The 14,188-nt window shown below is 40.7% G+C and carries 15 protein-coding genes; 3 read left to right on the top strand and 12 right to left on the bottom strand.

Translation table 11 applies throughout. The annotated features are described in order from the left end of the window. Positions 1-30 precede the first annotated feature (30 nt). The 3 genes from YWE_RS0110490 (at position 31) to YWE_RS30075 (ending at position 2,970) form a co-directional block, all read left to right on the top strand. Positions 31-1,437, top strand: a complete 1,407-nt coding sequence (locus YWE_RS0110490; RefSeq protein WP_029094487.1) for a VasL domain-containing protein — start codon at positions 31-33, stop codon at positions 1,435-1,437. An 82-nt stretch (positions 1,438-1,519) separates the two neighbouring features. Then, positions 1,520-1,939: a hypothetical protein gene (locus tag YWE_RS0110485; RefSeq protein WP_029094486.1), complete on the top strand. Its 420-nt coding sequence runs from the start codon at positions 1,520-1,522 to the stop codon at positions 1,937-1,939. A gap of 77 nt (positions 1,940-2,016) precedes the next feature. After that, entirely contained in the window at positions 2,017-2,970 is a 954-nt protein-coding gene (locus YWE_RS30075) for a hypothetical protein (protein ID WP_051323287.1), read from the top strand. Between the two features lie 92 nt (positions 2,971-3,062). On the opposite strand, the gene YWE_RS30390 is transcribed toward YWE_RS30075, so the two are convergent. The 12 genes from YWE_RS30390 to YWE_RS0110420 all read right to left on the bottom strand — a co-directional run bounded on the left by YWE_RS30390 (position 3,063) and on the right by YWE_RS0110420 (position 14,180). After that, positions 3,063-3,218, bottom strand: coding sequence for a hypothetical protein (locus YWE_RS30390; RefSeq protein ID WP_154661407.1), 156 nt, complete (start codon positions 3,216-3,218; stop codon positions 3,063-3,065). Positions 3,219-3,306: 88 nt separating this feature from the next. Beyond that, positions 3,307-4,242, bottom strand: coding sequence for a hypothetical protein (locus YWE_RS31385; RefSeq protein ID WP_029094485.1), 936 nt, complete (start codon positions 4,240-4,242; stop codon positions 3,307-3,309). A 206-nt stretch (positions 4,243-4,448) separates the two neighbouring features. Next, entirely contained in the window at positions 4,449-5,087 is a 639-nt protein-coding gene (locus YWE_RS0110465) for a DUF7822 domain-containing protein (RefSeq protein ID WP_438358115.1), read from the bottom strand. Positions 5,088-5,145: 58 nt separating this feature from the next. After that, complete coding sequence (locus YWE_RS0110460) at positions 5,146-5,676, bottom strand: hypothetical protein (protein WP_029094483.1); 531 nt, start codon at positions 5,674-5,676, stop codon at positions 5,146-5,148. A 209-nt stretch (positions 5,677-5,885) separates the two neighbouring features. Continuing rightward, positions 5,886-6,635, bottom strand: coding sequence for a lipoprotein YafT (locus tag YWE_RS27055; RefSeq protein ID WP_051323286.1), 750 nt, complete (start codon positions 6,633-6,635; stop codon positions 5,886-5,888). A gap of 118 nt (positions 6,636-6,753) precedes the next feature. Then, positions 6,754-7,053, bottom strand: coding sequence for a PAAR domain-containing protein (locus tag YWE_RS0110450; protein WP_029094482.1), 300 nt, complete (start codon positions 7,051-7,053; stop codon positions 6,754-6,756). Position 7,054: 1 nt separating this feature from the next. Then, complete coding sequence (locus YWE_RS0110445; protein ID WP_127526487.1) at positions 7,055-7,801, bottom strand: hypothetical protein; 747 nt, start codon at positions 7,799-7,801, stop codon at positions 7,055-7,057. Between the two features lie 24 nt (positions 7,802-7,825). Then, positions 7,826-8,779, bottom strand: a complete 954-nt coding sequence (locus YWE_RS0110440; RefSeq protein WP_029094480.1) for a hypothetical protein — start codon at positions 8,777-8,779, stop codon at positions 7,826-7,828. 16 nt (positions 8,780-8,795) lie between these two features. Beyond that, the gene (locus YWE_RS0110435) at positions 8,796-9,866 is read right to left on the bottom strand and encodes a hypothetical protein (protein WP_029094479.1); all 1,071 of its coding nucleotides are present in this window, start codon (positions 9,864-9,866) and stop codon (positions 8,796-8,798) included. Further along, entirely contained in the window at positions 9,866-11,494 is a 1,629-nt protein-coding gene (locus YWE_RS0110430) for a hypothetical protein (RefSeq protein WP_029094478.1), read from the bottom strand. The genes YWE_RS0110435 and YWE_RS0110430 overlap by 1 nt, the downstream gene beginning before the upstream one ends. Positions 11,495-11,538: 44 nt before the next feature. Next, complete coding sequence (locus YWE_RS0110425; protein WP_029094477.1) at positions 11,539-12,111, bottom strand: DUF4123 domain-containing protein; 573 nt, start codon at positions 12,109-12,111, stop codon at positions 11,539-11,541. Further along, positions 12,108-14,180 (bottom strand): type VI secretion system Vgr family protein, encoded by a 2,073-nt coding sequence (locus YWE_RS0110420; RefSeq protein ID WP_029094476.1) that lies wholly within the window; start codon positions 14,178-14,180, stop codon positions 12,108-12,110. Before YWE_RS0110420 ends, YWE_RS0110425 begins: the two co-directional genes overlap by 4 nt. Between the last annotated feature and the right edge of the window lie 8 nt (positions 14,181-14,188).

Here is a 14,188-nt window from a genome sequence, read left to right as displayed (position 1 = left end):
ATTGTATCGCCGGGGAATTAAGGAATAATTGTGGAAAACAGTCATTATCGTTTTATCCATGTCGGAGGCGATCCGCGTTCATATGATGAATTTGAAGCAGTCAGAACAGAGATCAATAAGCTAACTCATCCCTTACAGCCCGCAGTTAACTGGCCGTTAATTGAGATAAACGCTATTACTCTGTTTGAGAAAAACGGTATTGATTTACTAAGCGTATGCTATTTCACTTTAGCCAGAACTCAGCAAGCAGGTCTTGCCGGGTTTGTTGAAGGTACCGAATTAGCTGCCGCGTTGGTATATTACCAATGGAATACCATGTGGCCGGATCAGATACCATCACGGGTTGATGCTTTGGATTGGCTAAATACCCGGGTAGGTTCAATTATTCGACAGTATGAGTACCAGATAGAAGATCTGAATTTACTCAGACGAGCCAGCGGAGCTCTGGAACTTATTTCGGATAAATTGCAACAGGTCAAGCTGGCTAAAGCACCACGTATTGATAATTTATATTTTTATGTGCAAACCAAAGTAGATGAATTAGAAAAAGCGGCTGTCATTCAGCTTCCGGATAACTTGCCACAAGATAAGACTCAGATGATCTTTGTTGCAGATAGCCACTATGAAAACGCTCAACCCGCTGAGCCAGCGAAACTGCATCAATTACCCCCAAAAAACCAACCACCAAGAGTGATTACTACCACTAAGTCTGATGTTAGCGCAGTTCCCCCCGCAACAGTGAAGCGATGGCCAAGTTTTATCCTTGGTATCACTACGGCAAGTTTGGTATTAGGTATCGCGGGATATTTTTATCACCAAACACAGCAGGAACAGCTACAGATCGGCAGGATGCTGACAGAACCTCAACTGAGTTGGTTTATTAATCAACCAGCCAAATCATTGCCTGCTAACATCGAGAACATACCGCTAAACCAGCTCCGGCTGTTAGAAACACCGGTACTTGATAATTACCAAAAGCAGTTAGATACCCTTAAGCAGCTATCTCCTCTGGCTCCCTATTATTATGGCAATCACCTCGTTGCCACATCTCAGAAGATCTGGCCAGATTCAGATAAGCAAAAGCCACTGGAACAGGCATGGCGAGAATGGTTACAGCCCTCCTCTTTTCCACTATCAGGCATTAATGGCTACCATGATACCGAACGCGGTTTAAATGCCCTGCTCGGTGAGCTCGATGAGGCCCAGCGGCAGAATAAATTTATCACCATTACCCGGCTAAGAACCGTTGTCAAAAACATTAAAGCCGTAATGGCACAGTCAGAGCCGCTGGAAGAACGTTTACGCAAGCTAGAAGCCCAAAGTAAAGATGGCAGGCATATCACGCTGGCAGAGCAAAAAGCGTTTGATGCTTATTTTAATGAGGTTTTGAAACGCTATTATTTACTTAGCTATGGCCCACAATCAGAATTACGCTGATATAAACTAAGATAACATACTAATATATATTGAAAAATAAATTACATACAAAACTTATTACATTCTGAATATGGATGCCCAAATGAAAAAAAAACGTATCTTAATTATATTGGCGGTTATCGCCGTTTGTAGCTATGTAGGTTATAAAGTATATATGCGTCCTCCTTCAGAATCTGCAATGGTGACCTATGCTAAGGAAGGGATAGAGAAATCACTTAGACCAGAAAGCGCGAAAAAAGAGTTTAAGGACTTGCAATACGTTGAGCAAGAAAGAACGTCAGAAAGTGTTATGGCTCACGTATGTGGTATTGTTACCGCCATTGATGAAAACAGCGGTAAAAAGCTTTATCAGGAACGATTTATTGTTTCTTTAGAATATAATGACACAGGCAGAAAGCGCTATTTGTATCGCAAGAATATGCTGATCCCTCGCGATAACGATCCCGGTTCAATCATCAACAAAACCGGAAATGACATTTGGAATGAGAAGTGCAAAAAATAAAGCATAAGAAATTTACTCTAGAACGATATGGTATTATTACTTTAATAAATGTGAAATGATTATCTTAGGGAATTGTAATGACCAGATATCAAGAGATTCTGCAATTTAGTCAGATGTATAATAAAAGGGAAAAATATTTAACCAACATAGAATCTCGGGAGAAATCCCTGTTAGAGAGATTTCAACGTGCTATTAATTCAACGACAAACACACCAAAGATATATGCTGGTACCGATGTTTATTACAACTTAAACTATACCTATGGCGAGTCTTATACGTGGTTATTGATGAATAAACATCAACAAAATAATCAAGCATTATGTAATTTCATTGCTGTTACTTTCATGAATATGTTTGTATCTGGCGTAGCTGAGTACGAAGGATACTACGGATATAGCACTAGCTTTAATCGTCAGGGCTATCAATTATTGATGCTGATGGCGACTCATAATGTCGAGATGGCCAATTTTTGTTATCCTGGCCTGAAAGATAACGTCGCTAATGGAGTACTGACTAAATCCGTTTTAGGATTGAAAGCAAGTCATGTCAGCCCGCAACGTTTGGGCATTTTGGGGTATGGCATATTAGCGTCAATCCATAATGAGGCTTTTAATTGGAATACAGTTCAAATTCCCTATGACCCCTTATATACTAATTTTGTCAAAAATATTCTTTATTCTGAAGATGAAGTACTGATCTCCGAAGGGATCCATTCTTTATTAGACAGTCACTTAACATGGTCATCCAGAGGCCTCTACCTTGAAGAGGAAGCTCCCTCGGTTGGATATGACTATAGCGAATACTATTCATTACTATGGCCATTTGAATATCAGGCGATTAAAAATATCCGGGGACAACGGGGGCTAACAACGCCGAAAATTACCCACCCATTATGTGAAAACCTTCTAGCTACCACGGAGCATCGCACCGACTTCAGCCAGTGGCAAGCTCCGGAATGGTTTTTCCCGCTAATGGATCGTCTCATTGAAATAGAGCCTCGAATCGCTGAAGCAAAACGATTTTTTAAATAGCCCGTAGATAAGCTTTGGGCTCAAAGGCCCAAGGCTAGTACAGGACACTTCGTCATGCTGCCCATACAACATATCAAATAATGAATTAGCACTTAAAAAAGTTTCGTATCATTTTCATTGCCCTTATCAGAGTTTCTCTCTAACATCATTTCTTCTTTTATGGCATAGGTTTTCCAAAACCTATCAACATTCATATCGGATAAATGATGGTCAAAGTAATATTGAGCTATGTTATCAAATCTGTTCATTTATAAACCGCCCTTTAAATGTTTCACAATATACTGAGATATCATCATTGATATTAACCCTCTCATTCACTCGGTGAAATATTACTTGTCAGAACAAATCACGCGTGAACGCTAAATCCGGGTTGATGCGGATAAGCTCTTCACTCACTTCAGTAAACCACGTTGGTTTTTCCCATTGACTGAAATCTGGAATAGCCATGTTCTTGAAGTTGTTTGTTAATAGAGGATGGTCAATCACTGGCGTACTAAGACCGTGCCTAGCCCTAATATTTATAACGGCATGGTATTCAAAAGGCCAAAGATGGAGTTGATCTGGTACTTCATATCCCATAAATGTGGCTTCTTCCATAATATCAGGAGCCCGGGCACACCACTTAAGATGCTGATCGCATAATCCATTAAGCCATTCTTTTAAAATAGTTTCATCCGTGCTGTATAAAGCCTCTTTGACGAAGTCATAATAAAATCGTTCAATCGGAATGCCCGCTGAAGCCCAATCAATAGTACTTTGCTTTTCGCTCGATAACATCTCCATCGCTAAGACAAACATTTTCTGAGATTCAATTTCTCCATCATCATCCGTAGCGAAACGTTTAACGTCTCCAGTAATAATGGAATTCATAACCTTAGGATATAGCAAGTCAACAATATTCAATTGACTACAAGCAATTAACATCATAATTTGAAGCCCAACACTAGCCGTATCCATATGAAATGGTTCATCACCATTGCGCTGGAAATAATTTGCGAATAGATTCATGCTAGTACCAGAAGTATATATAGAAAGATACTGATTATTTATCTCTTGCTTATGGAAAACTGTCCATATATATTTCTGAAAGTATGATTCACTTAGACTCTTGAATATTTCCCCAGAAAAATAATTTATCTCACTCTCAGGTTCAGATTTAAAACGAGTGACTAAACGATATATATCTGACTCTAAAAGTTCATCAAATAGCGGTTCATTAAGATATGCAGTATTTTTTAAATAATAAGAATAAATTTGTTTATAACGATTCATCAGCATTCCTTTTCTACTTTCCAGCCTTAGGTATTATAATTGGAACATTCGCGCTACTCACAGAATTAAATATTGAGTACTCCCCGAACCAACCATTGACAACATACATATCATTGTCAATGCGACTTGACCGTAACATTACCCTGCAACTGAACACCGCCAGCTTAAATAACGATGTCCAGCTGCAGAACCGGAGTTCTGGCTAATTAGCTATTCGCTTCAAACTCAGCACGATTCCAGAGGCCAAAGTACAGGATCTCACTCCACTCTGAAACGCCCAAAGGATGGTCAACTCGCGCATAATCACAGGTATCGTCAAATCGAAGACCATAAAGGGCGTCAAGCGTAGCATCACATTTTTGTTGAGTAGCTTTCTTCAGAAGCGTTGCCGCTTCGTTTACATTCTCCGGAAGAGCATCAACAGCAGCTCCGACAAGCAGACAGCTCTTGATTTCCGTCTCAACGCGCGCACGCAGTTTGGCTTCCTCGATTTCAGTCATCATATCTAACTCAATCGTTTCAAGAAGAAGATAGCGATCGGTATGTTCTTCAAGAAACCTGATTGCATTCTCCATGTCGGCGATAAGTCGCGGAACAGCATCTGATTCAGGTGCCTTTAAGATTGAAAAAAACCTCTTCAGCCGCACAAATCCCGTCTCAAAATCACTACTGATCGCATACAGTTTTGTCTTTTCATCATCAGGCTCTGCGTCAAATCCGTTCGAAATTAGAGAAGCGCACAGTCTAGGGCTGCCAGACATAAGTAGCTGGTACAAAAAAGGAACCCGATATGCCCACTCAGAAAGACCGGAAATACTTTCGGGCCGGTCAAAATATGAGGTAATCCCTTAATCTATTTAAACCTGACTGTTAGTTGCCATTTATCCCACATTTTAGTCTGGATTAATTCAAGCCTCTAAAACGGGCACAGTCAGCCTTGAGCACGATAAAGTCGAGCAATTCGGGGTGCCCTTCGCTACGGTATATCGATTTGATTTGATAGTTAAGATTGAGCAGGCTTTTCGTCCAGGTTTCGGTGCAGTAGGCTTTTAAAACGCTATCTTTGATGACTTCAGAGGCCTTAGTGGTATCTTTAGAAAGGATATTCGCCGCATTAGCATCTGTAATTTGATAGTAAGCATTCACCACTTTATTGGTGCGTTCCAGTTTAACCAATTGAGTCACATCATCTACTTCAATAGGGAGCTGCTTGTTAAGGTTAGCCAGATAGCTATCCATATTACTCTCAACTTCATTAATCAGTTGACTAAAGTCTCTTTCATTTGCCGCTTGCTCCTTAGCACTCTCGATTCGGTCCTGATATATTCCATATCCAAGCTTACCGAGAGAAAATAATCCCATTGCCACAAAAAAGTAGAGCATACCTTTAGATAGTGGCTTTTTGTCAGCAGTATTTCCTGTTCCGTTACTCATTGAGATATTCCTTTTTCATTTTATATACCCGTAATACTTCAAGCTGCATCTTTGTTGGCTAGGCTCATTCACCCGAATCACATACTTGAATAAGCTTATCGAGATAAGGCCGCTGCAGGTAGCGATGCAACTCGAATTATTTTGGGTATAGAGCTATTAGATACGGCTTATATTTTGATAAAATTGAAACACAGTAATCCTAAAATAATTTATTTTGCTATACGCTGGTAACGAGTAGAAAAATCATTGGCAGCGGCTATGTACGCATTTTTCTTCAACTCATCAAGCTGAGCCAGTTCGTTAGTTTGTGAACCAAATGGCACGACGGTGTAATCAGTCTCGGTATTCAGCGGAGAATGTGTTACCCAATTACCGGTTCGGGTATCTACTGCAACAAAGCGCACTAAATAACGAAGTGATTTAGTATTGGTCGGTAGCTTTCCGCCACGATATGGAGACCAGATCATAGACTTACTGGTTTCATCATAAATCCCCGTCTCCAGACTCCCCCAATAAACTACCACCGTAGGCTGTTTACCTTTCGCCGCCACCAAGCGCAGTGACTTCATATAGTTGTTCTGAATAACCGGTTCACTGTCTTTCTTAACCCGCGGCTTAGTCGGTGGAATACCTGAATAAACAGATACCCGATAGTATTTTGCCATTTCAGTTTGCATAGACGCATCAGGCACCAGTGACCCCGACTGAACTAAAATAATCGGTGAATGAGACGCTAAATTTACGCCTACATTGGGCTGGTCGTAAGTAATGCGTATTTCTTCATTAGTAATTTCATGCGCTAAATCACTATCAAACACATCATTATCAGAGAGTTGAGCTTGCATTGCCCGTGAGCTGACGTAGGTCGGATTTTTTGAGGCCGGTGTAGAACAGCCGGACAATAATAATGCTCCGGCAATAATGAAAAAAGCTGCTTTTCTTGTTCGTGTTATAAACATTATAGATATTCCTTCACCTTCAAATAATACTCATATTTCTGCGCGACGCAGTGGTTTATTCAATGCAGTAATGAGTACCTAAAAAACTGCTAAAATAGAGTGCCAAAGCGTGGGTAAATTACGAAATTTTAAGCCCTGAGGCCCCTTCAACAATAACGCCTCCGTGTGCGGTTGAGTCCCCCACTCGAGCAACAGGAATTCCATTAATGGTTAACGTTGAAGACCCCGACGAAATAGTATCTTTACTACTCCCCCCGACACAGGTTAGCTTATCGCCGACTAACGCAATAGGTATCCCATTATAAGTCACAAAGGTTTGCTGACATTCATCTATCGGACCACCAACGTGAGGCTTAGGGCCGGGATCAACCATAGGGCAAGTATGTTGATGTCCTTTTAGGGCAACGGCTTTGCTCATTTTAATTTCCTTGTTCCGGGGTATATACCTTCTGGATCTGCCAGCGGGTTACGTCCATATCTTCTGAATTTAATACCCCATACCATCGTGGTCTGAGAGGGTCATCAAAGCAGCGAAAACCGTCATAATACTGGGCTATGGCGAGTAATAGCTGTGTTTGCTCTCCCGCCTGAAGGGATGAAATAGGTGAAACGGTATCCTTCAGCATTTGAAAAATGCCAGAGCGCAAAGTATCCGTCAGGTGAAATGCGGTTCTTGTTTCAGCGTCAAATAGCTTATCGAAAATTTGTTCACCGCTAGGCCAGTCTGGTGATTCTCGGGGAATAACCTGTCTTGATGCCGCAAGACTCCATGTAATCTCAAGGTTCTCTACAAAACAGTCAAACGACCAGTCATCAATATGCTCGACAATAAAATTATAAATAGGGTCTTCATCGGTCAAACGAACAGCATCCACCTGGCGATTAACAATATTCTGTAATTCTGAATAGCGTATATCTTCCATAAAATAAGAACCAAAACATATTCGCGCACAGATAAGCCTTAGTGTAAGCAACTGACTAGGCCTACCTGCTAGTTCAGTCCATTCATAAGTCTGTTTTACGGCTAATCGCAACTGCTCTAGCTGTATATTACGATACTTAATCACATCAGCAAAACGTGTACTCACAAAATCCACACACGTCTCGACAAACGCAAACATGCGCCGATTATTGACATTATCAAGCGTTGCGGATGTTAGCCTCATGCTATTTTTCTCCCGGAATTTTACTTATTTAAATAACGCTTTCGCTTCAGCAAATTTAGGCTCAATTGCAATTAATCGATCCATTACTGGGAAAAACCATTCCGGGGCCTGCCACCGACTGAAATCTGGACGGTGGTCCGTGGTAGCCAAAGGCCCTTCACATAACGGGTGTGCAACTACCGGAGTCGTTAACCCACGCTGTGCACGAATGTTTTTAATGGCCTGATACTCAAATGGCCATAATAATGCATAATCCTCATCATACTCATACCCTAAGAAATGCACTTCACTTTCAATATCGAGACTTCTCGATGCCCATTTTATATGACTGTTTAATAAGGAGAGAATGCCTTCGGCGACTAATGTCTCATCTCCAGAGTAAAGGCTATCTCTGACAAAATCGGTATATAAACGATCATAGGGAATTTGGGCAGCATCCCAGTCAAAGGTCTCGTTATGGATTGACGCTAACATGCCATACCCTAAAACACCCAACTTTTTAGGTGGAATATCAGCGTTTTTATTTCTCCTTACCGTTCTTGTTAGAACACCGTCCATTACATTCTTTTTTAGATGGGAATAACATAAATCAGCCATTTCAATATTATGTGTCGCCATTAAAATTAATAACTGAAAACCCTGAGTATGAAAACCAGTGATATAGGATTGCTTATCATTATATTTAGCAACACCGATAGAGAATAAATTCATAAAAACAAAAGCTATGTAATCACAAAGAGCCTGATTATTATATTGGTTTTTAAAATTCAATAACCATGTATACTTTTCCCCACTACTATAGACTAAATCTGAGAACAACCCTTTAGCCAAATGTATTTTCATTACATCATTTTCATTAATAAAATTTGACTCGAAATATTTCAAAGCCATATCCTCTATTAGAATAGAGTCATTAATTTCCTCTTCTAGTTTTAAATATTTTAAGTAGAACTGTTTTATACTTTCAAAGTTTTTCATTATTATTACCCATATTCTATAAATCTAACATTTGTGTATGCCTAGGGATAACTACACCTAGTTTCTCACCTAGAGAGGTATATTCACCTGCCATACCAGAGAGAAACATCATATCAGGGTCTAATCCTAACTGCTTTACTCTGGCTGCGCTACTCACGGAACTAAATTTTTGGTCGACTGATTGGCCTAAAGCCAGAGCAACTACTGTACTGTTACTACTCATAACAGTTCCGGACATCTGGGCCTCAAAATCCTTAAGTAACTGTTTTGCAGCATTATATTTTGAATCACCTACAGCTGAACCATATATTCTTGGCTTAGCAAGAAACTCATTCAGTTTTCGAATAAAGTACTCATCACCAATCCTCTGAGGCTCAGAAAGATCCCCCTGATATCTCTTTATAGTGGTTAAACTATCCGATCTTACGCTGGTAGTTTTTATTTCTAATATGACCCAAATCTTTTGGCTTGGATTTTGAGGGTTTAGTATTTGAAAAACAATATCAATACCATGTTCACATCCTATCTTTTGAAAGTGCATTATCGTCCCCTCAATGGGGGTAAATGCGATCGTTTTTATTCCTCTGATAGATTTAGAATAGATATTAAAAATAGCTGGGCTTCCAGAAACACCATTCGATAATTTACGCCAGACGTTTGCCTCACCAATACCGCCAAGAAAGCTCGTTATTTTATAGCTCTTGAAACCAGCAAATAAATGATCGGTTAATAAAAACTCAATAGAAGTAGGTGAATTAGATGATATTTGTGCACGAACGCTAGGGTTACCTGGCATTGCCTGAATAATACCTCTAACCTCAGAGCCTGTTGTATGAGTACTACCTGAAATCCTTATTAATGCTCCCTCCTGCCTAGCGCCATCGACCACAAAGCCAATCATCACATCAATTTCAAGATTCTCCAGACTAAGTTTATAGTGCTCGAAGTAATGATTAAATCTTATATCCGTCGAATCAATTCGATCCCATCTACCACTATAAAATCGAGTAAAGTTATCAACACTAACTAACTGGAGGTCGACATTATCAACCGTTCTGACGTGGTTTGTCCGTAGTCGCCCAGCCATTATTTAACCTCCTGCTGTTCTAGAGCTTCTTGATTTTCAATTTGTCCCGTATTCTTAGAAATAAACCAATAAGCCATAGTGGAAGCACCAGTAGCAGAACTAACCGCGGATACTGATTTCTGCGTTGGTGTTTTACCCAATATCATTAAACAATTAAATCCAAAATAGGTAATCTCTAGAGCATGGCCAGTTCCCATTTTTTTATCCAAAAACTGGGAGAAACCTAGCAATGGATCTATTGCTGTACCTTTAACACCAAACATCCGTCTAACAACTAGTTGGTCTGTTGCCCGAACCATATTATTCATTTCTAACCCAACCAGACCTACGCGCCCGGCCTGAATGGCTTTTGTCCCAGTAGTCATCGCGACTTTTGCGGCAGCCTTTATTGCAATTGTTCCGGTACAAATTGCAGCAATAGTTAAGCCTACATCGAGTACTTCAAGTGCCACATCGCGGAAAATATCCCAACTTCTATTTTTCTTAATATGTTCAAAGATAAGATCCAGAAAGTCATCAGCAATTTTCTCTACCGGTTGGCTATATATTTGTCCGGTCGATTCTAAACTTTCCGCTTTAGCTTTTGTCAACGCTTCTGAATATGAAAGACCCATATACTGCATATTTAAATCTTGACTGTAATAACCAGTGTTGAAAACTATTGCATCAGATAAAATAAAAACCTCAATATCAATAGCAATTTGAATATCAAAATCATCAGTAATCAGAACATCATTACGAATATCCACATGGTATTTTGGCTCTGAATCATCAACAACTCTATCCCCAGAGCTAGTATTAGGATAAGGTCTTTGTTTTTTAGGACGTATTACAGCCCCCTTTTTAACTATACTCAGAGTATATTTGGCATCCTCGCAGAGAATATCTTCACCTTTATAGTTAATTTTAAGCTCGTTCCCTTTCCCATCACCTTTCTGTGCTTTATTAAAAAGCCCCATAAAGACAATAAACTTCTCTCCACCTAATTTATTTTTTATAGCCTCATAGAATTCATCCATAATCATTAAATCTATTGCACTCTCAATTGCCCTATTTTGGAAAGGGTTATCCCCAATTTCCTCTTTGGCAGTTGATGTAACTTTCTGATTAAATATATCAAACGGAATACCTAACTCGGCAGGTTCTTTTTCCAGTTTTTCATCATCATCATCATAGGGTTCTAATATCGGAGGATACGGCGGCGTGTCGTAGACAAGTGAAATCTGTTCATCAACTTGCGAATCAGGTATTTCGAGAAAACCACGATTCACATCAGCCGTACAGTCACTTTTGGGAATATCACTGGGTACCGGCTCATCCTTTGCATCTTCCGTCGTCGGCGCAAGCCCTGTGCGAAGATCAGCAGGAGCATCCTTCATATCTGAAACCAGAGCAGAACCTAAGACATTGATTTTATTCTGGCCAGTCGTCAACATTGAATCCAGCTGTTCGCCATAGTCTGAAGCCATATTGGTCAATTTTTCGACTGACTCACTACCGAACTCTTTCGCAGAGCCAATGCTCCCAGAAGCATCATTCATGGCACCGCCAACTTTATCAGCAACGGAGGACACCGCCTCTTTTCCCAATTCAGTGGCTGTATTTACTGCACTTCCTATTACGTCCATAATTTAATTCCTATTCTTAGATGGCAAACGCAAAAACAAGTTGTTTAAATAACTAACAGTCGTCTCTGTTCCGGATCCTCAGAGATAATTTGAGTTATTCCATCTGTGAATTCAGCGAAATCACTGGCAGACATGAAAGGGATAAATGTTTTAACCGTTACCGGAGCGTAGTATCTGAACATGACCCAGCGTTCATCTATTTCATTGTATATTTGATTAAATTTTCGCAGGTGGTGTGTTAGCTTACTCAAAGGCAGGTAGCTTCTAAGATAAATTCCCCATTCTTTCCCCCACCCGCTTTCAAGCAACCATTCAGAAAATTGAGTATCCGGTGTGACTTTAACTATATAAGGCGCAAATAGTTCAAAGTGCTCCTGACTCTCCCCTTTCCACAAACATTCCCACTCGGTATCATACGCATCAAGAAATATGGAAATGTCCGGCTTATACATTGCGTCTATTACCGCATACGTTGAACAACTTGCCCCGAACTCAGGCCGCACAACCGTCACGTCTTCCGACATAAATAACGATACAGAACCAAATAAATATTCTTTAATTAAAGCCGAAGCCTCTTTCTGGTCAGTGGGCAGATCAATTTTATTTAATCTATTCATTTTTTCGCCGCTTCCTCTGCTGCTTCTTTAGCTTTCGCACAGATTTCACAGAACGGTTGGCCCTCTTTAACCATTGCGGTTAATGCGCCAACTTGATCAACTCCACCGCCTTTGATCGCCATTGAAGGCGTTAATATCTTCAAACTTTTAGCCTTAATCGTCACGCCACCCGCATCAATCGTAATACTCCCCCCGGGCCCGGCTATCACCATCTTATCTTCGGCGTGCATAATGTACTGCTTAGTGCGGGAAAATATCTTGGTGTTAACCTTTTCATCTTTAACACCTTGAATCACGATAGTCTTATTGCCACCAATCTCGTCCTTAGAATCAGCATAAATCTCCTTTCTCTCGGAGCTGTTAACTATCAACGTCCTATTATTATCGATCTGAATTTCTTGATCGTTGATAACCTTAATAACCGAGTTATTGCCAATAGTTTCAAAATGATCCCGCCCTACATCCGTTCTTTTATCCTGCCCAATCGTCTCTTTCTGATCGACACCCACTTTCTTAGTTCGGTTATTACCAATGGTATGATCTTGATCGTGCAAAATTTCTGTTACATGGTCCTTCTGAGCATGCATATAAATACGCTCTTGCTCATTTTCATCTTCATAACGAAATTCATTAAACCCCTCACCCTTATGCGTTTTACTCCGCCAGGTGGAATGGGTTTTATTAACCGGCAACTGAACCGGCGTCTTATTCACCCCATTATAGTTAGCACCAGTAACGATAGGACGATCAACATCCCCGTCCTGATAAGAAATCAGCACCTCCTGACCAATCCTCGGCGTCGCTAAAAAACCATACCCATTACCGTTCCAAGCTTGCGCAACACGCACCCAGCAGGAGGCGCGATCATCCGCTTTGTCATAGCGGTTCCAGTGAAAGTGCACCTTAATAGCACCATGTTCATTCACATGAATCTCTTCACCTTCAGGACCGACAACTTCAGCGACTTCACTTGATTCCTGTATTGGCTTTTGAATATACGGCGCACGCCACTCTTTCAATGAAGAGATAAACTCAACTTCATTGGTCAGCACCGTTGGTCCACTATCCGCCTCTTCTTCCAGCGCCTGCGGACAAATGCCTTCATGACGGATACGTATAACCTGCCATTTTGCATTCATCTTGCTTTCAGGATGTTCAGACAAAGAGAAAATTGTGCCGGGCATTAGCTTAACGCAGTTGGTGGTTGCCCGGCCCAGCTCTGATTCAGCCTGTAGTGCTTCTAACCGATATTGTGTGAAAGGTTTACCCGGTTCATCATCATCAAAGCGCCCATAGCTATCAAAAAAGGCAAAACGATCGTCTTTGGCATTAGCCCCGTCAGATACTGACTTATGCTGAAGCTCATAGGCTGGCTTTAGATAGTTGCGATCTTTATGAATAGCCTGAGTCGGACGCATATAGACGCCAAATCGGACATCGCTGGCAATATCATCGGTACTTGAACTCTGTGGATGAGTATTGTAAATCAGTTTATTAGTAGATTTTTGCCCAAGGCGGCTGTCTGAATAGAAGATTTGCGCATTATCATCCCCCACCTGCTCATACCAGAAAGTGATCCCTTCTTCAGATGCTAAACGGCAAAGAAACTCATAATCGGTTTCTCGTTTTTGAGTGGTATATTCGCGCTCTTTATGTTTACCGAATAATTTATTTGCCGTCTGAACATGATGAAACTGGAACATACTGTCGAGAATCTGCGGCACCGTTTTAAAATGAAAAATACGGCTGTCTTTGCGTAAAGTCAGTAACCAGGCATGAGGACGGATAATAATTTTATACATAATCCGCCTAAAGCCGGCTTTGCCCAACTCGATACCTTCTACCAGACCGGTAATCGTTCGTTGAACTGAACCACCAGAATAAACGCTGAACGTTGCCTGTTGACAAATAAGTGGCTGAAGTTCGATATCTGAGGTTTTTGTCGCAACATGCAATTCCAGCGTATACAGGTCGTTTAATGCTTCCGTTAATGTAAACCGATGCACCGCAAAAGTGCTTTCATCCAGCTTGCCGATTTTACACCTGAAGTAGAGTCCATCCTGTTTCATTTTTACTC

Source organism: Budvicia aquatica DSM 5075 = ATCC 35567 (genome assembly GCF_000427805.1).
Lineage (GTDB): Bacteria > Pseudomonadota > Gammaproteobacteria > Enterobacterales > Enterobacteriaceae > Budvicia > Budvicia aquatica.
This window is presented reverse-complemented; position numbering and strand designations above follow the sequence as displayed.

Coding starts and splice junctions, on each gene's coding strand:
- YWE_RS31385 (WP_029094485.1), bottom strand. CDS start 4,242: ATGAATCGTTATAAACAAATTTATTCTTATTATTTAAAAAATACTGCA.
- YWE_RS0110430 (WP_029094478.1), bottom strand. CDS start 11,494: ATGGACGTAATAGGAAGTGCAGTAAATACAGCCACTGAATTGGGAAAA.
- YWE_RS0110440 (WP_029094480.1), bottom strand. CDS start 8,779: ATGAAAAACTTTGAAAGTATAAAACAGTTCTACTTAAAATATTTAAAA.
- YWE_RS30075 (WP_051323287.1), top strand. CDS start 2,017: ATGACCAGATATCAAGAGATTCTGCAATTTAGTCAGATGTATAATAAA.
- YWE_RS0110435 (WP_029094479.1), bottom strand. CDS start 9,866: ATGGCTGGGCGACTACGGACAAACCACGTCAGAACGGTTGATAATGTC.
- YWE_RS0110445 (WP_127526487.1), bottom strand. CDS start 7,801: ATGAGGCTAACATCCGCAACGCTTGATAATGTCAATAATCGGCGCATG.
- YWE_RS0110485 (WP_029094486.1), top strand. CDS start 1,520: ATGAAAAAAAAACGTATCTTAATTATATTGGCGGTTATCGCCGTTTGT.
- YWE_RS0110450 (WP_029094482.1), bottom strand. CDS start 7,053: ATGAGCAAAGCCGTTGCCCTAAAAGGACATCAACATACTTGCCCTATG.
- YWE_RS30390 (WP_154661407.1), bottom strand. CDS start 3,218: ATGAACAGATTTGATAACATAGCTCAATATTACTTTGACCATCATTTA.
- YWE_RS0110420 (WP_029094476.1), bottom strand. CDS start 14,180: ATGAAACAGGATGGACTCTACTTCAGGTGTAAAATCGGCAAGCTGGAT.
- YWE_RS0110425 (WP_029094477.1), bottom strand. CDS start 12,111: ATGAATAGATTAAATAAAATTGATCTGCCCACTGACCAGAAAGAGGCT.
- YWE_RS27055 (WP_051323286.1), bottom strand. CDS start 6,635: ATGTTTATAACACGAACAAGAAAAGCAGCTTTTTTCATTATTGCCGGA.
- YWE_RS0110460 (WP_029094483.1), bottom strand. CDS start 5,676: ATGAGTAACGGAACAGGAAATACTGCTGACAAAAAGCCACTATCTAAA.